This is a genomic window from Paraburkholderia sp. 2C, assembly GCF_054589215.1.
On the sequence record NZ_BAAILL010000065.1, the window covers coordinates 120,785 to 141,228 of the forward strand.

General features: G+C 62.6%; 18 protein-coding genes. 5 read left to right on the top strand and 13 right to left on the bottom strand.

Features of this window, described 5'->3' with window-relative positions; translation table 11 throughout:
* Nucleotides 1-4: 4 nt before the first annotated feature.
* The 11 genes from ACYPXD_RS29435 to ACYPXD_RS29485 all read right to left on the bottom strand — a co-directional run bounded on the left by ACYPXD_RS29435 (nt 5) and on the right by ACYPXD_RS29485 (nt 14,621).
* On the bottom strand, nt 5-1,789 hold the full coding sequence (locus ACYPXD_RS29435) for a branched-chain amino acid ABC transporter ATP-binding protein/permease (protein ID WP_459720062.1): 1,785 nt from the start codon (nt 1,787-1,789) through the stop codon (nt 5-7).
* 4 nt (nt 1,790-1,793) lie between these two features.
* The gene (locus ACYPXD_RS29440) at nt 1,794-2,849 is read right to left on the bottom strand and encodes a branched-chain amino acid ABC transporter permease (RefSeq protein WP_459720065.1); all 1,056 of its coding nucleotides are present in this window, start codon (nt 2,847-2,849) and stop codon (nt 1,794-1,796) included.
* 330 nt (nt 2,850-3,179) lie between these two features.
* Entirely contained in the window at nt 3,180-4,352 is a 1,173-nt protein-coding gene (locus ACYPXD_RS29445; RefSeq protein WP_459720069.1) for an ABC transporter substrate-binding protein, read from the bottom strand.
* Between the two features lie 129 nt (nt 4,353-4,481).
* A complete protein-coding gene (locus ACYPXD_RS29450; protein WP_459720073.1) occupies nt 4,482-5,636 on the bottom strand; it encodes an ABC transporter substrate-binding protein in 1,155 nt (384 codons plus the stop codon).
* A gap of 523 nt (nt 5,637-6,159) precedes the next feature.
* Complete coding sequence (locus ACYPXD_RS29455) at nt 6,160-7,131, bottom strand: branched-chain amino acid ABC transporter permease (RefSeq protein ID WP_459720078.1); 972 nt, start codon at nt 7,129-7,131, stop codon at nt 6,160-6,162.
* Nucleotides 7,131-8,015: a branched-chain amino acid ABC transporter permease gene (locus ACYPXD_RS29460; RefSeq protein WP_459720081.1), complete on the bottom strand. Its 885-nt coding sequence runs from the start codon at nt 8,013-8,015 to the stop codon at nt 7,131-7,133. Before ACYPXD_RS29460 ends, ACYPXD_RS29455 begins: the two co-directional genes overlap by 1 nt.
* A gap of 140 nt (nt 8,016-8,155) precedes the next feature.
* Nucleotides 8,156-9,370 carry an ABC transporter substrate-binding protein gene (locus ACYPXD_RS29465; protein ID WP_459720084.1) on the bottom strand — a complete coding sequence of 405 codons (1,215 nt, stop codon included), beginning with the start codon at nt 9,368-9,370 and terminating at the stop codon, nt 8,156-8,158.
* 90 nt (nt 9,371-9,460) lie between these two features.
* Entirely contained in the window at nt 9,461-10,219 is a 759-nt protein-coding gene (locus tag ACYPXD_RS29470) for an ABC transporter ATP-binding protein (RefSeq protein WP_459720088.1), read from the bottom strand.
* Nucleotides 10,216-10,995, bottom strand: coding sequence for an ABC transporter ATP-binding protein (locus tag ACYPXD_RS29475; RefSeq protein ID WP_459720091.1), 780 nt, complete (start codon nt 10,993-10,995; stop codon nt 10,216-10,218). Before ACYPXD_RS29475 ends, ACYPXD_RS29470 begins: the two co-directional genes overlap by 4 nt.
* Before the next feature lie 289 nt (nt 10,996-11,284).
* Entirely contained in the window at nt 11,285-13,009 is a 1,725-nt protein-coding gene (locus ACYPXD_RS29480) for a GMC family oxidoreductase (protein ID WP_459720916.1), read from the bottom strand.
* An 88-nt stretch (nt 13,010-13,097) separates the two neighbouring features.
* Nucleotides 13,098-14,621, bottom strand: coding sequence for a CoA-acylating methylmalonate-semialdehyde dehydrogenase (locus ACYPXD_RS29485; RefSeq protein ID WP_459720094.1), 1,524 nt, complete (start codon nt 14,619-14,621; stop codon nt 13,098-13,100).
* Nucleotides 14,622-14,718: 97 nt separating this feature from the next.
* Between ACYPXD_RS29485 and ACYPXD_RS29490 the strand changes: the two genes are divergently transcribed.
* Both ACYPXD_RS29490 and ACYPXD_RS29495 read left to right on the top strand, forming a co-directional pair.
* Nucleotides 14,719-15,618: a LysR family transcriptional regulator gene (locus ACYPXD_RS29490; RefSeq protein ID WP_459720098.1), complete on the top strand. Its 900-nt coding sequence runs from the start codon at nt 14,719-14,721 to the stop codon at nt 15,616-15,618.
* A 280-nt stretch (nt 15,619-15,898) separates the two neighbouring features.
* Nucleotides 15,899-16,435 carry a class IV adenylate cyclase gene (locus ACYPXD_RS29495; RefSeq protein ID WP_459720101.1) on the top strand — a complete coding sequence of 179 codons (537 nt, stop codon included), beginning with the start codon at nt 15,899-15,901 and terminating at the stop codon, nt 16,433-16,435.
* 33 nt (nt 16,436-16,468) lie between these two features.
* On the opposite strand, the gene ACYPXD_RS29500 is transcribed toward ACYPXD_RS29495, so the two are convergent.
* Nucleotides 16,469-16,966: an Lrp/AsnC family transcriptional regulator gene (locus ACYPXD_RS29500; RefSeq protein WP_459720104.1), complete on the bottom strand. Its 498-nt coding sequence runs from the start codon at nt 16,964-16,966 to the stop codon at nt 16,469-16,471.
* Nucleotides 16,967-17,156: 190 nt separating this feature from the next.
* Here ACYPXD_RS29500 and ACYPXD_RS29505 point away from each other — a divergent pair, with 190 nt between their 5' ends.
* Nucleotides 17,157-17,453 (top strand): 4a-hydroxytetrahydrobiopterin dehydratase, encoded by a 297-nt coding sequence (locus tag ACYPXD_RS29505; protein WP_459720111.1) that lies wholly within the window; start codon nt 17,157-17,159, stop codon nt 17,451-17,453.
* Nucleotides 17,454-17,544: 91 nt separating this feature from the next.
* Here the strand turns inward: ACYPXD_RS29505 and ACYPXD_RS29510 are convergent, their stop codons facing one another.
* A complete protein-coding gene (locus ACYPXD_RS29510) occupies nt 17,545-17,769 on the bottom strand; it encodes a DUF3717 domain-containing protein (RefSeq protein WP_459720114.1) in 225 nt (74 codons plus the stop codon).
* Between the two features lie 108 nt (nt 17,770-17,877).
* Here ACYPXD_RS29510 and ACYPXD_RS29515 point away from each other — a divergent pair, with 108 nt between their 5' ends.
* Together ACYPXD_RS29515 and ACYPXD_RS29520 are read left to right on the top strand one after the other, a co-directional pair.
* Complete coding sequence (locus ACYPXD_RS29515; RefSeq protein ID WP_074262960.1) at nt 17,878-18,564, top strand: response regulator transcription factor; 687 nt, start codon at nt 17,878-17,880, stop codon at nt 18,562-18,564.
* 251 nt (nt 18,565-18,815) lie between these two features.
* On the top strand, nt 18,816-20,402 hold the full coding sequence (locus tag ACYPXD_RS29520) for a sensor histidine kinase N-terminal domain-containing protein (protein WP_459720120.1): 1,587 nt from the start codon (nt 18,816-18,818) through the stop codon (nt 20,400-20,402).
* The last annotated feature ends 42 nt before the right edge of the window (nt 20,403-20,444 follow it).

Sequence of the window (20,444 nt, forward strand, 5' to 3'; positions counted from 1 at the left end):
GTCTTCACTCCACCCCGCCCAGATACGCTTCGAGCACAGCCGGATCCTTCTGCACGTCCTGCGGCAAGCCCTCGGCGATGCGTGTGCCGAACTCCATCACCACAAGCCGATCCGTCAGATTCATCACGAATTCCATATCGTGTTCGACGAGCAGAATGCTCATCCCTTCTTCGCGCAACCGGCGCAGCAGCGCCGCGAGTTGTTGCTTCTCCTGGTAGCGCAGGCCCGCGGCCGGCTCGTCGAGCAGCAGCAGCATCGGGTCGCTGCATAGCGCGCGCGCAATCTCGAGAATCCGTTGCTGGCCGAGCGCGAGGCTTCCCGCTTCGTCATCGCGATGCTGCTCCAGTCCGACGCGCCGGATCTGTCGCGCGGCTTCCGCCATCAGCCGCGCTTCCTCCGCGCCGTTAAGCCGAACGATGCTGCGCCAGATACCTGCATGGCCACGCAAATGCGCGCCGATCGCAACGTTCTCGAGCACCGTCATGCCCGGCAACAGCTTGACGTGCTGAAACGTCCGCCCAATTCCGCGCCTCGCGATTTCGCGCGAACTCAGCGCATCGATCCGCTCGCCGCGGAACGTGACCGTACCGCGCGTCGGCTCCGTCACCCCCGTGACAAGATTGAACGTCGTCGACTTGCCGGCGCCGTTCGGGCCGATGAGTCCGATAATCTCGCCCGACTTCACGTCGAAGCTCACGTCGTTGACGGCGAGCAGCCCGCCAAACTCCTTGCGCACCTTGTTGACGCTCAGCAACCGCTCGCCAGGCGCCGGCTTGCCGCGCATCGGCAACGGATCGACGTCGCCGGGCGCATGCGCGCGCGGCCCGCGCGGAAAGAGCCGGGCAACGAGCGGCCAGACGCCGCCGCGTGCGTGTTGCAGCAGCACAACCATCAACATGCCGAAAACGATCTCTTCGAAGTTGCCGTTCTCGCCCAGCAGCTTCGGCAGCAACGTTTGAAGATAGTCCTGCAACACCGTCAGAATCGCGGCGCCGAGCACGGCGCCCCAAACATGCGATACGCCGCCGACCACGGCCATAAACAGATACTCGATGCCGTGATTGAGCCCGAATGGCGTCGGATTCACCGCACGCTGCAGGTGTGCGTAGAGAAAACCGGAAATCGCCGCGAGCACTGCCGCGTAGATAAAAATCACGACGCGCATCCATGCGGTATCGACACCCATCGCCTCCGCCATCGCTCCGCCGCCGCGCAACGCGCGAATGGCCCGCCCAGGCCGACTATTAAGCAGATTCTGAACAGAGACGACGGCGCCGAGCACGACGACCCAGATCAGGTAATAGATATGCCGCCCCGTCTCGAGCTCGATGCCGAGCAGATTCAGCACCGGAATGCCGTTGATGCCATCGTATTTGCCGAGCCATTCGAGGTTGCCGAACAGAAAGAACAGTGCGAGCCCCCACGCGATGGTGCCGAGCGGCAGGAAATGGCCGGACAGGCGCATCGTCACCAGCCCGAGCACGAGCGCGATCAGGGCGGTCAGCAACACGCCGGCGATCAGCGCGAGCCACGGCGATACGCCGAATTGCGTCGTCAGATACGCGGTCGAATACGCGCCGATGCCAACGAACGCAGCCTGCCCGAAACTCGTCATGCCGCCGATGCCGGTCAGCAGCACGAGGCCGATCGCGACGATCGAATACAAGCCGATGTAGTTGAGCAGCGTGATCCAGTACTCGGGCACATGCAGCGGCCTCGGCAGCACTGGCAGCGCGAACAGCACGATCAGAAATAGATAGAACGGTCCGTTCCGAACGAGGCGTTTCATCGCGTCACTCCTCCGCCTCTTCGACATGCGGCGTCGCGAGACTGCGCCATAGCAGCACCGGGATGATCAGCGTGAACACGATCACTTCCTTGTACGCGCTCGCCCAGAACGACGAGTACGACTCGAGCAACCCGACCAGCAATGAACCCGCTGCCGCGAGCGGGTAACTGACCAGCCCGCCGATAATCGCGCCGACGAAGCCCTTCAGGCCGATCAGAAAACCCGAGTCGTAGTAGATCGTCGTCAGCGGCGCGACGAGCATGCCGCACAGCGCGCCCAGGCCCGCCGCAAGCGTAAATGCGAGGCGCCCGGCCTGCGTCGTGCCGATGCCCACCAGTTGCGCGCCGATACGGTTCACCGATGTCGCGCGTAGCGCCTTGCCGGAAATCGAGCGGTCGAAGTACAGGTACAGCGCGACGATCAATACAATCGCCGTGCCGATCACCCAGAGGCTTTGCCCGGAGATCGTCAACGTGCCGACGTTGAAGGTCGCGTCCGAGAACGCATTCGTGCGCGAGCCCTCGGCGCCGAACATCACGAGCCCCAAGCCGACCATCGCAAAGTGCACCGCGACCGCGGCGATCAGCAACACGAGCGTCGTCGCTTCGGCTATCGGTTGAAAGGCCAACCGGTAGACCAATGGACCCATCGGGATCACGATCAGCAGCGCGAGCACAATCTGCGCGAGCATCGGCAACGGGTGCATGAAGAGGCCGCGCGTGACCGCGTACACGGCGATCGGGAACAGCAGATATTTGCCGGCGAGCACTGGCAGCGTGCGCACTGCATTAACGCGTCGTTCGGGATGCCGAACGAGTCCGGCTGCTTCGACAACGAAGCACGCAGCGCCCAACGCAACGAGCATCGTGCACGTGGCCGGAAACTTCTGCGATTGCAGGCCGGCCAGCGTCAGCGCGCCATATGAAACGAACTCCCCTTGCGGGATAAAGATCACGCGCGTCACCGAAAAAACCAGCACGAGCGCGAGTGCGAGCAATGCGTAGATCGCGCCGGTCGTGATGCCGTCCTGCGCGAGGATCGCCGCGATTGATAGATCCATACAGAATCGTCCTTCCTGGAACGTCGAAAACTGGAACGGGGAAACAAAAACAGAAAAGCGCACATGGAAAAGCGGGAACGCGGAGCGCGTGTCGAGCGGATAGCCACGCCGTGAAACTTCACGCGTTCCTGTGGGACGGACCTGCCGTCGCGCGTTCGCGGCGCTCGAGATCGAAGCGCCGCACATAAACCCATACGCCGCCACTGCCGCACCAATGACTCACCGCGACGGTCAATCGCAACGATTCATCGATGCAGCAGCGCCTGCCATTGTGCTCGATACGAAGCCTGCGCGCCGACGTCGCGGCCGCAAGCATACGGACGGCTTGTTCTAGTCTTTCTGCAGTTGCCATTTGCCGTCGACGATCCGCACGATCACGCGTGCGCGAGTGTCGAGGCCATTGTGGTCGGTCGCCGTCATATTGAAGATGCCGTGCGACGCGGGCATGTCCTTCACGTTTTCGAGCGCATCGCGCAGCGCGGTGCGAAATGCGACCGTGCCGGGCTGCCCCTTCTTCAGCGCTTCGGGAATCGCCCGCTGCAGCAACTGGCCGGCATCCCATGCGTGTCCGCCGAACGTCGATACCGAACCCACGCCATAGGCCTTTTCATAGGCGTTCCTGTATGCCTGCGACGACTGCTTGACCGGGTTGGAATCGGGCAGCTGATCGGTGACGAGAATCGGCCCGGCGGGCAGCAGCTCGCCATCGCAATCCTTGCCGCACACGCGCAGGAAGTCATTGTTCGCGACGCCATGCGTCTGATACACCTTGCCCTTGTAGCCACGCTCCTTCAGGGTCTTCGCGGGCAACGCCGCCGGTGTGCCGGAACCGGCGATCAGCACCGCGTCCGGATTCTGCGACATCATCTTCAGCACCTGGCCGGTCACCGATGCATCGGTGCGGTTATAGCGTTCGTTCGCGACAAGCTTGAGATGATGCGCGGTCGCCGCCGCATTGAAGACCGAGTACCAGCTCTCGCCATACGCGTCCGCAAAGCCGATAAAAGCAACCGACTTCACGCCATGCTGCTCCATGTAAGCGGCAATCGCATCGGCCATCAACGCATCGTTTTGCGGCGTCTTGAACGCCCACGTGCGCTTCGCATCCATCGGCTCGACGATCGAAGCGGATGCGGCGAGCGAGATCATCGGTGTCCTGCTTTCGGAGACGGGATCGAGCATGGCCAGCGAACCGGGCGTGACGGTCGAGCCGATAATCGCGTCGACATGATCTTCATCAATCAGTTTGTGCGCGTTCTGCACGGCCTGTGTGCTGTCGGTTGCATCGTCGAGCACGATGTATTGCACGCTCTTGCCGCCGATCTCTTTCGGCAGCAGCGCGATTGTGTTCTTCTCAGGAATCCCGAGCGACGCGGCGGGCCCCGTCGTCGACAGCGTCACGCCGATCTTCACCTGCGCTGCGGCCGTGCCAGCGCCGAAGACGGATGCGGCGGCGAATGCGGCGCAGACCGCGGCGCGCATCCATGGTTTCGTGTTGTTCATCGTTCGACCTGGTCTGGTTGTTCCGGGCTGGTTGTTCCGGGCTTGTTTTCCCTGCAAGCAGGCAGCAAAAAAGGCGCGTCTGACTGCACGCGCCTTTTTCCCCTCGGGATGCATCGACCCCCGATGCAATCAGTCCGACACGAGCTTCCACTTCCCGTCGACGATCTGCACCATCACGCGCGCCCGCTGATCGAGGCCTGCGTGATCGTTGGCGCTCATGTTAAAGATGCCTTGCGACGCCGGCAGATCATTCGTGCTTTCGAGCGCCGCGCGCAGCGCCTCGCGGAACGCGGGCGTGCCCGGCTGGCCCTTCTTCAGCGCGACAGGAATCGCACGCTGCAGCAGCAGTCCAGCATCCCACATGTGGCCGCCGAATGTCGACACTGATCCGGCGCCGTACGCGGATTCGTACGCATGCTTATACGTGAGTGCGGCCTCTTTCGCCGGATTCGACGCCGGCAGCTGATCGGCGACGAGTAGCGGCCCCGCCGGCAGATACGTGCCGTCGCAATCCTTGCCGCAGACGCGCAGGAAGTCGTTGTTCGCCACGCCATGCGTCTGGTAGTACTTGCCGTTGTAGCCACGCTCCTTGAGCGTGCGTTGCGGCAGCGCGGCCGGCGTACCGGCGCCGGCGATCAGCACCGCGTCCGGGTGCTGCGCCATCATCTTCAGCACCTGCCCTGTCACCGACGTATCATTGCGCGCGAAGCGCTCGCTGGCGACGACCTTGATCTTCGCGAGCTCCGCGGCCTTCGAGAACGCCTTGAACCAGCTCTCGCCATACGCATCCGAGAAGCCGATAAACGCCACCGTCTTCACGCCGTGGCTGGCCATATGCTGCGCAATGGCGGTCGCCATCAGGATGTCGTTTTGCGGCGTCTTGAAGATCCACGCGCGCTTCGCATCCATCGGCTCGACGATCGTCGCGGCCGCGGCAAGCGAGATCATCGGCGTATGAGCTTCGCTCGCAACGTCGATCATGGCGAGCGAATTCGGCACGACGGTGGAACCGATCAACGCGTCGACATGGTCTTCGCTCGTCAGCTTGCGCGCGTTCTTCACGGCCTGCGTCGAATCGGTCGCATCGTCGAGCACGATGTAGTCGACCTTCTGCCCCGCTATCGCTTTCGGCAGCAGCGTCGTGGTGTTCTTCTCGGGGATACCGAGCGACGCTGCCGGGCCCGTCGCCGATACCGTGATGCCGATCTTTACGTCTGCCGCTACTGCGCCGTGATATGCCACACACAAACACGCCGCGCTTATCCATCGCCATGCCGACTTCATTCCGCTCCTTATGCCCGCATTCGAAACACCATCGATATAGGGCCGGTATTAAGTGGCGTGACTTTACTGTCACGCCAAAGACGTCAAATCAGGGGAATGGCGAGTGTAGCCGAACGCGGCAAGACGTGCGCCCGTGCGATCAACGCAGGATCAACCGCTTGGGAAGGAAGGGATGCGATAGAGGCTAACTGCAGATGGAAAGTAAAAAGCGCTGTTGGACCCAGTCCAACAGCGCTTTCGTATGGGCGCTTAGCGCCTCATTGTCTCCTCGTTCTCCACCTGCAAAATTCGGGTGCATCAGAACTGTGTGAAGATTAAACAAGCAGGCTTACTCGAACAACTAGCATTTACCCTAGTGGTGCAGTTGCGCACCGTATCGGGGCGCGCAGTGTCGACACTTTGACACGCTTGTCGAACTCGCTTCGCGCCTATTCAAGCGCGCGGATTTTAAATCGGATACCGAATCAACCGCACATACCGGAAGCGTTTCCACCTCCCGCTTCGGCACACGCTTGCCCCCTGCTCAAGCACGCAGCGGCTTTACCCGCGCGACAATCTCGCCCACAATACCGCGCCTGAAGGCCAGCACGCACGCGATAAAGATCAGGCCCGTCACGATCGTCACCGATTCGCCGAGCGAACGGAACCAGTCGATACCCGTTGCCGACGCGATCACATTGCCGATATCGCCGAGCCGGTCTTCGAGCGACACGATCAGCGCGGCGCCGAGCAGCGGGCCGAACAGCGTGCCCATCCCGCCGACCAGCGTCATCAGCACGACGAGACCCGACATGGTCCAGTACGCATCGCTCAAGGTCTCGAAGCCGAGCACGAGCACCTTCATCGAACCGGCAAGGCCCGCGAGCCCCGCGGACAGCACGAACGCGAGCAGCTTGAAGCGGTTCGTATCGTAGCCGAGCGAAATGGCGCGCGGCTCGTTTTCCTTGATCGCAACGAGCACCTGCCCGAACGGCGAGTGGACGATGCGCACGATCAGCATGAAGGCGAGCACCATCACGAGCAGCACGACGAAATAGAGCGTGAGGTCCGACGACAGATCGACGAGGCCGAACAGCTTGCCGCGCGGTACGCCTTGCAGCCCGTCCTCGCCATGCGTGAACGGCGCCTGCAGAAACACGAAGTAGATCATCTGCGCGAGCGCGAGCGTGATCATCGCGAAGTAGATGCCCTGCCGGCGGATCGCGAATAGCCCGACGATCAGCCCAAGCAGCGTGGCGGCCGCCGTGCCGGCCACCACGCCGATTTCAGGCGTCGTGCCGAGCGACTGGATCACATAGCCGGTGATGTAGCCGGCCGTGGACAGAAACATCGCGTGCCCGAACGACAGCAGCCCCGTATAGCCGATCAGAAGATTGAACGCCGCCGCAAACAGCGCAAAGCACAGCACCTTCATCACGAACACCGGATACGCGCCGGCAAACGGCGCGACGATGAGGCCGATCAGCAGCAGCACGTAAAGCGCTTTTCTCTGCATTATTTTTCCTTGCCGAAGAGACCCGTCGGCCGCACGAGCAGCACGAGCGCCATGATCACGAATACGACGGTGGCCGACGCCTCCGGATAGAACACTCGCGTAAAGCCTTCGATCACACCGAGCACGAGGCCGGTCAGAATCGAGCCCATGATCGATCCCATGCCGCCGATCACGACCACCGCGAACACTGTGACGATCAGCGGTTGTCCCATCAGCGGCGAGACCTGAATGACAGGTGCGGCCAGCACGCCGGCGAACGCCGCGAGCGCGACGCCGAAACCGTAGGTCAGCGTGACCATCAGCGGCACATTGACGCCGAATGCCTCGACGAGCTTCGGATTCTCGGTACCCGCGCGAAGATAGGCGCCAAGACGCGTCTTCTCGATCACGAACCACGTCGCAAAGCAGACGATCAGCGACGCAACGACCACCCACGCGCGATAGTTCGGCAAGAACATGAAGCCCAGATTGGTCGCGCCGGAGAGCAGATTGGGCACATCGTACGGCTGGCCGGACGCGCCGTAGATCGAGCGGAACACGCCTTCCACCACGAGCGTGAGCCCGAACGTCAGCAACAGCCCGTACAGGTGATCGAGCTTGTAAAGCCAGCGCAGCATCGACCGCTCGATCAGCATGCCGAATAATCCGACGATGACCGGCGCGAGCACGAGCATCACCCAGTACGGCAGGCCGAAATACGCAAAGCCCATCCAGGTGAGCATGGCGCCGAGCATGAATAATGCGCCGTGCGCGAAGTTGATCACGTTGAGCAAGCCGAAAATCACCGCCAGCCCAAGGCTCAGAATCGCGTAGAACGAGCCGTTCACGAGACCCAGCAGCAACTGGCTCAACATGGCCGGCAGCGGGATGCCAAAGATATCCATTGAACGCGTCGTCAAAGTGAAAGCGAAAGCGCACTGGGCGCATCGGGCCAACCGCAAACCAACCGTCGCCCGATGCGCCCAGCACGCGGAACGTGCGCGCCTGCCGCTGCTTACGCGCGCGGCAGGTTATCCGCCGGCGCTTATTTCCACAACGCGCAGCGCGTTTCCTGCTTCGTCGTAAATGCCTGTTCGCCCGGAATCGTCGCCGTGATCTTGTAGTAGTCCCACGGTTCTTTCGACTCGGCCGGCGTCTTCACCTGCATCAGATACATGTCGTGGATAAAGCTGCCGTCCTGACGGATATAGCCCTTGCCGTAGAAGTCGTCGATCTTCGTCTTCTTGAGCTGCGCCATGACCTTGTCCGGGTCGGTCGAGCCGACCGCCTTCACCGCGTTCAGGTACGTCATCGTGGCGGAGTAGTCGGCTGCCTGCAGGCTCGACGGCATCTTCTTCATCTTGTCGAAATAGCGCTGCGCCCACTTGCGTGTGTTCGCGTCCTTGTTCCAGTACCAGCTGTCGGTCAGGATCAGGCCTTGCGTCGTTTCGAGTCCGAGACTGTGAATATCGTCGATGAAGATCAGCAGTGCGGCGAGTTTCATGCTCTTCGTAATGCCGAACTCTTTCGCGGCCTTGATCGAATTGATCGTGTCGCCGCCCGCGTTCGCGAGGCCGAGAATCTGCGCCTTCGACGATTGCGCCTGCAGCAGGAACGACGAGAAGTCCGACGCGGACAACGGATGCCGCACTTCCCCTAGCACCTGACCGCCGTTCGCCTTCACCACATCCGCCGTCGCCTTTTCGAGCGCCTTGCCGAACGCGTAGTCGGCGGTCAGGAAGTACCACGTCTTGCCGCCCTGCTTCGTGATCGCCGAGCCCGTGCCTTTTGCCTGTGCGGTCGTGTCGTACGCATAGTGAACCGTGTACGGCGTGCACTGCTCGTTGGTCAGGGTGTCGGCGCCCGCGCCGATGTTGATGTACACCTTGTGCTTCTCGCCTGCGACCTGGTTCGTCGACAGCGCGGTCGCCGAGTTCGTGCCGCCGATCACGGCCTCGACGCCTTCGCGGTCGAACCATTCGCGTGCGCGCGATGCGGCGATATCGGCCTTGTTCTGGTGGTCCGCGTAAAGAATCTGGATCGGCTTGCCGTTCACCTTGCCGCCGAAATCCGCCACCGCCATACGGATCGCTTCGAGACCGCCCTGGCCGTCGATGTCCGCATACAGCCCCGACATGTCAGTGATAAAGCCGATCTTCACTGCATCGTCGGCTGCCCGCGCGCTGCCCGCGGTCAGCGCGATACCGGCTGCCGCCGCGAAACAGAGTGAGGTCAGGCGCGCGAGAGTGTTCCTTTTCATCTGTGTGTCTCCTTCGTTCTGCGTTGTGTTTATCAGAGGCAATTGCGTTGCGAGAGCGGCCGGCGAACAACCTGAAAACGCCCGCGCCGCTCACACCCCGAGCAGGTCATGCAGGACCGGCATTTTGCTTTCGAGCTCCTGTGCACCGAAATGCTCGACGATGCGGCCGTGTTCCATCACGTAGAAGCGGTCCGCCAGCGGCGCGGCGAAGCGGAAATTCTGCTCGACCATCACGATCGTGTAGCCGCGCGATTTCAGCGTGACGATCATGCGCGCGAGCGCTTGCACGATCACCGGCGCGAGCCCTTCGGAAATCTCGTCGAGCAGCAGCAGGTTCGCGCCGGTGCGCAGAATGCGCGCAACCGCGAGCATCTGCTGCTCGCCGCCCGATAGGCGCGTGCCCTGGCTCATGCGGCGTTCCTGCAGATTCGGGAACATCTCGTAAATTTCGGAGAGCGACATCATGTGCGCCGCCTCGCCGACCGGCGGCGGCAACAGCAGGTTTTCCTCGCACGAGAGGCTCGAGAAAATGCCGCGCTCCTCGGGGCAATAGCCGATGCCGCAATGCGCGATGCGATGCGTGGCCAGATCGATGGTTTCGCGGCCGCTCACGCGTATCGAGCCCGTACGGCGGCCTGTGAGTCCCATGATTGCGCGCAAGGTGGTCGTGCGACCGGCGCCGTTGCGGCCAAGCAGCGTGACGACTTCGCCGCGCGCCACAGTCAGATCGACGCCGTGCAGAATGTGCGACTCGCCGTACCAGGCCTGCAGTCCGGCGATTTCGAGCGCGGGCTCCGCGTTCAACGCCCCGTTGGTTTCGACGTTCTCGTTCTCGGTCACCGTGCTCATGCATGAGCTCCGGCCAGCGCGGCATCGGCACTGCCCATATAGGCCTGCGTCACGAGCGGATTCTTCGATACGTCCGCATAGGTCCCTTCAGCGAGCACTTCGCCGCGCTGCAGAACCGTAATGGTGTCCGAGATGCCGGCAATCACATTCATGTTGTGCTCGACCATCAGGATCGTGCGGCCCGCCGATACTTTCTTGATCAAGGCCGTGACGCGGTCCACATCTTCGTGGCCCATGCCCTGTGTCGGTTCGTCGAGCAGCATCAGTTCCGGCTCCATGGCGAGCGTCGTCGCGATTTCGAGCGCGCGCTTGCGGCCATACGACAGCTCGACCGTCGGCACGTCGGCAAAGTCGGCAAGGCCGACCTGGGTCAGCAGATCGAGCGCGTGGTCGTCGAGTTGATGCAGCGTGCGCTCGCTCTTCCAGAAATGAAAAGCGGTGCCCAACGGGCGCTGCAAACCGACGCGTACGTTTTGCAACGCGGTCAAATGCGGAAAAACCGCGGAAATCTGAAACGAGCGGATGATGCCGCGCCGCGCGATCTGCGCGGGCCGCTCGCGCGTGATGTCGACGCCGTTAAAGACGATTTGCCCGGCCGTCGGTTCGAGAAACTTCGTAAGCAGATTGAAGCAAGTGGTCTTGCCCGCGCCGTTCGGGCCGATCAGCGCATGAATCGAGCCGCGCCGCACCCGCAGGTTGACGCCGTTGACCGCCGTGAATCCCTTGAACTCCCTCGTCAGCCCGCGCGTTTCGAGTATCGTATCGCCGAGAATCATGTTCCCTTCCATGCGAAGTAAGGCGAAGCACTACGGTAATCCGCGCAGAGTTGCGCAAGGTCGGATGGCGTTGAAACCCCCGTTGCCAGTCGTGGCGTGATGCACCACTACAGACGGCAAGCCATGCCGCGCTACGCAGCATGGCTGTCATTGTCGCCCCATTGATGCAGCGCATTCATTGGGATTTGCACTAACTGATGCGGCGGGTATCCGGGAGCGGGTACCCGGCGGCGGGCGGCGGACCCCGGCCGACGGGGATCCGCCGCCAATACGGCACTGTCCGGCACTGTCACGCGATCGATACAGGCGCTGCAGCGGACGCCGTTTCGTTTTGCATCGTGCTGCGTTGCGCACGTCGATCGGCGCGGATCATTTCGCTCGCGCGCTCGGCGATCATTAACGTCGGCGAGTTCGTATTGCCCGATGTAATGGTGGGCATGACCGATGCGTCGACCACGCGCAATCCTTCGACACCGATCACACGAAGCCGCGTATCGACAACCGCAGCGGGATCGTCGGTCGTCCCCATGCGGCATGTGCCGACCGGATGGAAGATCGTGGTGCCGACCTCGCCCGCCGCGCGCTGCAATTCCGCTTCGGTCTGGAACTGCAAGCCGGGCAGAATCTCTTCGGGCGAATAGCGCGCGAGCGCCGGTGCAGCCGCGATGCGGCGCGTCAGACGCAAAGCGTTGGCCGCAACGTGCCGGTCATACTCGGTCGACAGATAGTTCGGTGCGATCAGCGGCGGCGCATGCGGATCGGACGACTCGATATGAATGCTGCCGCGCGACGTCGGCCGCAAATGGCACACGGAAGCCGTGAACGCATTGAAACGATGCAGCGGTTCGCCAAAACGATCGAGCGACAGCGGCTGCACGTGGTACTCGAGGTCAGGGCGCGTAATCGACACATCGCCAGCATCCGACTTCGCGAATGCGCCGAGTTGCGAGGGCGCCATCGACATCGGCCCGCTTTGCATGAGCAGATATTGCAGCCCGATCACCAGCTTGCCCCACCAGTGCGCGGAAGACGTATTCAACGTCCGTACGCCGCGTACTTTATAAGCCATCCTCAATTGCAAATGGTCCTGAAGGTTTTCGCCGACGCCACGCAAATCCTGCACCACATCGATGCCGAGATTCTGCAGACGCGCACCATTACCGATACCGGATAGCTCGAGCAGTTGCGGCGAGTTGACTGCGCCGGCGCTCAGGATCACCTCGCATTTCGCTTTCGCGAGGTAGTCGACATCGTTGCCGCGATATTCGACGCCGACGCAGCGTTTGCCTTCGAACACGAGTCGCTGCGTATGCGCGCCCGTGATGATGGTCAGATTCGGCCGCCCGAGCGCGGGCCGCAAAAACGCCTTCGATGCATTCCAGCGAATGCCGTGCTTCTGGTTCACTTCGAAATAGCCGACCCCGCCGTTGTCACCCCGATTGAAATCTTCGGTGTACGGAATGCCGGTTTCGTGTGCCGCATGCGCGAACGTTTCGAGAATTTTCCATTTGAGGCGCTGTTTTTCGACGCGCCATTGGCCACCCGCGCCGTGCCAGTCATTGCCCCCGCCGTAATGATCTTCGCTGCGCTTGAAGACCGGCAGCACCGCGTCCCAGGCCCATGAGGAATCGTTCGTCACGCGCGCCCATTCGTCGTAGTCTTCGCGCTGGCCGCGCATATAGATCATGCCGTTGATCGACGAGCTGCCGCCAAGCACCCTGCCGCGCGGATAAGACAGCGAGCGGCCGTTCAGGCCGGGCTCCGCCGCCGTTTTATAGAGCCAGTCCGTGCGCGGATTGCCGATGCAATGCAGATAGCCTACGGGTATGTGGATCCAGTGGTAATCGTCCTTGCCGCCCGCTTCGAGCAGCAGCACCGAGACGTCGCGGTCCTGGCTCAGACGGTTCGCGAGCACGCAACCCGCCGTGCCCGCGCCGATCACGATATAGTCGAACTCACCTTCGACCGTTCTTTCACCCGTCTTTTCCGTCGTATGCGACGGTACGTTAGTCATGCTCACTGCTGGTCTCCTTGCGCGATTCCGCTTGGTCAAGCGCGTTCGCCTGTCACTCTGAAGCCGATCCCCCGGCGCTTATTCTGGTTTACTTCGCCACCGGCATCGTGAATTCGGCGCCCTTTGCAATACTGTCCGGCCAGCGCTGCATGATGCTCTTGTAGCGCGTATAGAAGCGCACGCCTTCTTCGCCATAGGCATGGTGATCGCCAAACAGCGAGCGCTTCCAGCCGCCGAAAGAGTGCCATGCCATCGGTACCGGAATCGGCACGTTGATGCCGACCATGCCGATCTGGATCTGACGCGAGAATGCGCGCGCAATGCCGCCGTCGCTCGTGAAGCACGACACGCCATTCGCATACTCGTTCCGGTTGATCAGCTCGACGGCCGATGCAAAGTCGGGCACACGTACGACGCACAGCACCGGACCGAAGATTTCGTCGCGATAGATCGACATGTCGGTCTTCACGTTATCGAACAGCGTGCCGGCAAGGAAAAAACCTTTCTCGTGTCCGGCTACTTCGTGATTGCGGCCATCGACGACGAGCGTCGCGCCTTCCTTCACGCCCGCATCGACGTAACCCGACACCTTCGTGCGATGCGCGGCCGTGACGAGCGGGCCCATTTCCGCCGCGGGGTCCATGCCATTCGCAATCTTCAGCGTCTTCACACGCGGCGTCAGGCGTTCGACGAGCTCATCGGCAATATGCCCGACCGCGACCGCGACGGAAATCGCCATGCAACGCTCGCCGGCCGAACCGTATGCGGCGCCGATCAAGGCATCGACGGCCTGATCGAGGTCCGCATCGGGCATTACGACAAGGTGATTCTTCGCGCCGCCAAGCGCCTGCACGCGCTTGCCGTGTTTCGTGCCCTCCGTATGAATGTATTCGGCGATCGGCGTCGAGCCGACAAACGACACGGCGCTGATGTCCGGATGCGCGAGCAGCGCATCGACCGCAACCTTGTCGCCGTGCACGACGTTGAACACGCCATCGGGCAAACCCGCTTCCTTCAGCAATTCGGCAAGCCGGATCGACGCGGACGGGTCGCGTTCCGACGGCTTCAGCACAAACGTATTGCCGCAAGCGATCGCCATCGGGAACATCCAGCACGGCACCATCATCGGGAAATTGAACGGCGTAATGCCGGCGACTACGCCAAGCGGCTGCCGCAGGTTCCAGTTGTCGATGCCGCCGCCGATCTGATCGGTGAAATCGGTCTTCAGCAGGTTGGGAATGCCGCACGCGAATTCGACGACTTCGATGCCGCGCGTCACTTCGCCTTTCGCATCGGAAAACACCTTGCCGTGTTCGCGCGTGATCAGTTCGGCGAGCTCATCGTGATGCCTGTCGAGCAATTCCTTGAACTTGAACATCACGCGTGCGCGCTTGAGCGGCGCGGTCTCGCTCCATGCGGGAAACGCAGCCTTCGCCGCCGCGACGGCCGCATCGACTTCCGCGACGCTGGCGAGCGGCACGCGCGCCGCGACGCTGCCCAGTGCCGGATTGAACACGTCGCCGAAGCGCTCGCTCGTGCCCTCGACCAAACGTCCGTTGATCGCATGCGTCAGCGCTCGCACGCGTGAAGGGTTCTGATCTGTCTCGCTCATGTTTTCCTCCTCGATGAATCGAAGCCTAATCGCGCTCGGCACGCGAAATCCAATGAGTTATGCTCAACTGCGATATAAGTCGCGCTAATATCAGCCGATGGACCTGACACTGCTGCGGGCATTCGCGACCGTCGCGCGCGAGGGCAATCTGACGCGCGCCGCCGCGCAATTGCATCTGACTCAACCGGCCGTCAGCCTGCAGATCAAACATCTGCAGGAAGCGCTCGGCGTGATGCTCTTCACGCGCTCGTCGCACGGACTCACGCTGACGCGCGACGGCCAGGCGCTGCTGCCGCATGCCGAACGCGCGCTCGCGGCAGCCGGCGACGTCGAGCGCGCCGCCGCGACGCTGCGCCAGGAAGTACGCGGGCGCCTGCGCATCGGCACCATCCTCGACCCTGAATTTCTACGCCTCGGCGGCTTTTTGCGCCAGTTGGTGGAAACCTGGCCGCATATCGAAACCGCGCTGCGGCACGGTATGTCGGGCTGGGTGCTCGAACAGATCCGCGCGGGCGAGCTCGACGTCGGCTTTTACATCGGCCAGCCCGCCGAAGACGATCCGCGCGATGCCGAGCTTTTCCACACGATCACGCTGACGCGCTTCCAGTACCGCGTGCTCGCCCCGGCCGGCTGGAAAGACCGCGTCAAAAACGCGCACGACTGGCGCGCGCTCGCCGCGCTGCCGTGGATCTGGACGCCGCCGGCGTCCGCGCACAACCGGCTGCTGTCGCGGCGCTTTGCGCAGGCCGGCGTGAAGCCCGTGAAAGTCGCCGAAGTGGACCAGGAGCCGTCGATGCTCGATCTCGTCAAATCCGGCGTGGGGCTTTCGCTTGCGCGCGATGCGACGGCGATCGCCGAGGCGCATGCGCATGCATTGACGATCGTCGAACACGTGACCGTGCCGACCGAGCTCAGCTTCATCACGCTCGCGGCGCACAAGGACGAGCCCGCGATCGCCGCCGCGCTGAAGCTGATCGACATGCAGTGGGCGATATGAGCGGCGCTCATGTCAGACCAGGGCGTACGCTGCGTCAACACGCCGTCACGCGCTTTTTGCTAGATTGACGGTTCCCCTGTCTCACGGCTTTCCCGCTTTCTCCCGTCCGGTTTTTCGTCCTTTAGTACGATAAGCGGCATGCATCGATTCCCGATGCGCATGTCGCATTTCACCTGCGGCCGCCTTGCCGTTGCATCGATTGCCGCCGGGAGCTGGTTCATTTTGGCGCGTTTGTCTTTTGGCGCGTTTGTCGCCGACTCTTTCTCAACAGGAGCTCTACATGGCCCGCAACATCGAAATCAAAGCCCGCGCCCACCAGTTCGATCTGCTTCGCGAGCGCGCCGCCGCCCTTTCGCCAGATGCTCCGTTGATCTTCCGCCAGCTGGACAGCTTCTACGACGTGCCGCGCGGCCGCCTGAAGCTGCGCCAGTTCGACGACGGCACGCCGGCCGAGTTGATCTTCTATCAACGCGACGATCGCGATGGCCCGAAGGTTTCGTATTACACGAGAAGCCCGGTAACGAATGCCGAGGCGATGCATTCGCTGCTCGCGACCGCGCTGACCACGCGTTGCGTCGTATCGAAAGAGCGCCACGTGTATCTGGTCGGGCGCACGCGGATTCATCTCGATCGCGTCGACGGGCTCGGCGATTTCATCGAGCTCGAAGTGGTGCTCGCGCAGGATGACGACGAAGAAGGCGGCGAGACCGAAGCTCACGACATGTTCAGGAAGCTCGGCGTGCCGGAGTCGGATCTCGTTGCAGTGGCGTATGCGGATCTGCTCGATGCAACGCAGGAACCGTTGAAGGTGGCTTGAGCCGTTGAGGCCGGCCGCGCGTCGCCGGCCGCGCTATTCCGTCTCAGCCGCGTTGCCCGGCGACAGATGCCCGAGCGGCAACGGCCCATTGCGCTTGAACGTGGTGAGCACGATGTTCGAGCGCACGCTATCGACGCCGGGCACGCGCATCAGTTTCTTCATCACGAACGACGACAGCGCGGTCAGATCCGGCGCGACGATGCGCAGCAAATAGTCGGCGTCGCCGACCACCGCGTGACATTCGAGCACTTCGGGCAGCGTGTCGATCTGCTGCTGGAACTGCTCGATGATCGAATCGCCGTGGTGCTTGAGCTTCAGGCTCGTGAACGCCGTCACGCCGAGCCCGAGCTTTTCGGGTCTTAGCACGACGCGATAGCCGTCGACCACCCCGATCGCTTCGAGCCGCTGCAAGCGCCTGCCGATCTGCGACGGCGAAAGCGGCACCTGCTCGCCCAGTTGCTGATGCGTGGCGCGGCCAAAGCGCTGCAACACATCGAGAAGCGCGAGATCGAAATGATCGAGCTCCAACATGACTTGTCCTCGCATATATCGCCAATCCGACGCGCAATTATCGCACGCGGTGCAGCCCCGAAAACGCCGTCTCCCGCGCCGCACGGGCGTCCTGCCCAACTCGCTGCAGCGTCTTTTCTTCCGTGGAAGAATGGCGCGGCCTGATGATTGTGACGGGCTATGACGGGCTAACCGCCCGGGAGATCTTCTGATGAGCGGCAAACTGAGCGCCGAGGAACGCGCAGCGCGATTGCGCGAGTTGAATGGCTGGCAAAGCGTCGCCGGGCGCGACGCAATCGAGCGCAGCATCGAGTTTGCCGACTTCAACGAAGCATTCGGCTTCATGACGCGCGTGGCGATCAAGGCTCAGGAAATGGATCACCATCCCGAGTGGTCCAACGTCTATAAAGTCGTGAGAATCACGCTGTCGTCGCATGATGCGAACGGAGTGACGCAACGCGATGTCGAACTCGCGCGATTCATCGATAGCATCGCGAAGCGCACATGAGCCGAACCGGTTGAGCGTAACGGGCAAAATGACTCGCGGGCCCATGAAATGAAAGGCTTTTGGAGGTATTCAGGCCACCAAACCTTCACTTCTACAGGCCATCCTTAAGGCGAACGTAAGAATTCCACGCATCACGTGCAGACTCATCCAGCGCTTCCTGCGACACCCTGTGTTGTCGCTGTACAATCATCAACGCATACGGCTTGGAGAGCGCGCTTGCCTCCTTGCACAGAACGAGTTCGTCGCCTGCTGAAGGCGAACGGGCACGCCAGAAGTTGATCGCGGTTTCGAGTTCGTTGATCGTGATTTCGGACATGACTTTCGTGATCATCCCCGCCGCGGCATGCGGCGGCCTCCTGTGTAGCAGGCGCACCGGCGAACCGCGTGCCTGACATGCCTAACCCATTGTACTTGAGCGAAACCCATGCGACTCCTTCTGATCGAAGATGACCGTCCGATTGCACGCGGCATCCAAAGCAGCCTCGAACAAGCCGGCTTCACGGTCGACATGGTCCACGACGGCATCTTCGCCGAACAGGCTCTCACGCAAAACCGCCACGAACTCGTGATCCTCGATCTGGGCTTGCCCGGCATCGACGGCATGACGTTGCTGTCGCGTTTTCGTCAGAGCAACCGGCATACGCCGGTTATCGTGCTGACCGCCCGCGACGAGCTGAACGACCGTGTCCAAGGCCTCAATTCCGGCGCCGACGACTACATGCTGAAGCCGTTCGAACCGGCTGAACTCGAAGCGCGCATCCGCGCCGTCATGCGCCGCAGCGGCCCGCACGGCGATATGCCGCGTCCGGAAGTGTCGCTCGGCGGCGTGCGCCTGTCGGGCGTCGATCGCCGCATCTTCAACGACGACAAGCCGCTCGAACTGTCGCCGCGCGAATTCGCGGTGCTCGAAATGCTGCTGCTGCGTCATGGCCGCGTGGTCAGCAAGGCGCAACTGCAGGATCACCTCACGCACTTCGGCGGCGATCTCGGCGACACCGCGATCGAAGTCTATGTGCACCGTGTCCGCAAAAAGCTCGAAAACTGCCGTGTCGAAATCGTGACAGTGCGCGGTTTCGGTTATTTGCTGCAAGAGATCCGTCAGGCTGCATAATGGTCGTATGACCGCAGTCGGATGACGGTTTGACGAAGCATCGCGCGCAGCGACCGGCAACGCCGTCCCCGCGCCCTCGCTTCGAATGCCGGCGCCACGCGCCGCGCGCCGCTTTGCGCAGGATCGGCCGCATCGGCCCGATCGGCAACGCAAAGCGGCCGCGGCGTTCCGGCATTCCCTCGCCTGCGGTCGACGTCCGCGGGCTCATGCGTCGCGGTTCTTCGCCGTTTTCCCTTTTCGCGGGTTCGAGCATGTCCTATCCGGCCGCGAACAGTCTGCGCCGCTCGCTGCTGCGCCGCCTGGCCGCTCCCTTGTCGCTGCTCGCGCTGATGAGCGGCCTGATCGCGTACTGGCTCGCGTGGCAATACACGCAGCACGTCGTCGACCGGTCGCTGGCCGATCTCGCGACCGCGATCTCGAAGCAGATCCAGATCGCCGGGCCGAACGCGCGCATCGCTGTGCCGCCGCTTGCGCAAGCGATGTTTTCGGACCCCGTCGAACACCTCGTCTACCGCATCAGCACCGGCGAAACGGAAATTGCCGGCGATCCGAACCTGCCGCTGCAAGGCACGAGCGTGCGGCGGATGCACTATGCATACGTATTCGAAACGAAGCACGAAGGCGTGACGGTGCGCGTCGCGCAGGTGCGGGTCGACCAGCCGGTCGGCAATCCGATCGTCATCGAAGTCGGCCAGCCCGTGCGTCATCGTTTCCGGATCGCGGCCGAGTTTCTGATCGCGATCATGATGCCGCTGCTGCTTCTGCTGCTGGCCGGCTGGGTAATCGTCTGGCGCGTCGTGAACCAGCAGCTGAATCCGCTCACCGATCTCGCCGACTCGCTGAACCGGCAGACGCACACGTCGCTCGAACCGGTCGACGAAACGTATGTGCCGGTTGAGATCCGGCCGCTGACCGGCGCGTTGAACGGTCTGCTCGATCGCCTGAAAACCGCGCTCGATTCGCAACGCAAGTTCATCGCCGATGCGGCGCACCAGTTGCGCACGCCGCTGACGGCGGTAAAGCTGCATGCGGAACAGGCCGCGGTCGCGCGCGATCCGCAACAAACACTCGCCGCGGTTCGCGAACTGCGCGCCGCCGCCGATCGCGCGGTACGTCTGTCGAACCAGTTGCTCTCGCTTGCGCGCGCGGAGCCGGGCGAACAGGCCGCGCGCTTCGTCAATATCGACATCGCGGCGCTCGCGTTCGACACCGGCGCCGAATGGGTGCCGCGCGCGCTCGCGGTGCACGTCGACCTCGGCTTCCAGCGCCTCGACGATCCGTCGAACGACCGCCCATTGATTGCGCGCGGCAACCCCGTGCTGCTGCGCGAAGTGATCGCAAACCTGCTCGACAATGCGCTCAAGTACGTGCCGCTTGCACGCCTGCACGGCGGCCGCATCACGATGACGGTTGAGGAAACGGTGATCGACGGCGTCGGCATGGCGGAGCTCACCGTCGAAGACAATGGCCCCGGTGTGCCCGCGACGCAGCAGCCCGACCTCTTCAAGCGCTTCTTCCGCGGCGACCGGCATCGCGAAGCGCTAAGCGGCGTCGACGGCGGCGCCGGGCTGGGTCTCGCGATCGTTCACGACATCATGGTGCTGCATCACGGCAGCGTGCATTACGAAGATGCGCCCGAAGGCGGCGCGCGATTTATCGTGCGCATTCCGGTCGTGATCGGCGCGACGCGGCGCTCAGACGGCGAAGACCGCGGCAACGAGCGCCATAGCGAGAAAGACGGCTCGAAAGACGACGAACGCGCGGAGCGTGGCGAGCGCGAAGCGACACCGCCTCAGGACGCAAAAAAATCGGCGCATAACGCGCCGATCGATCTGTGAATGGTTGACTTGCGCTAACGCGCTGACTCGCGTGGCAGCCTG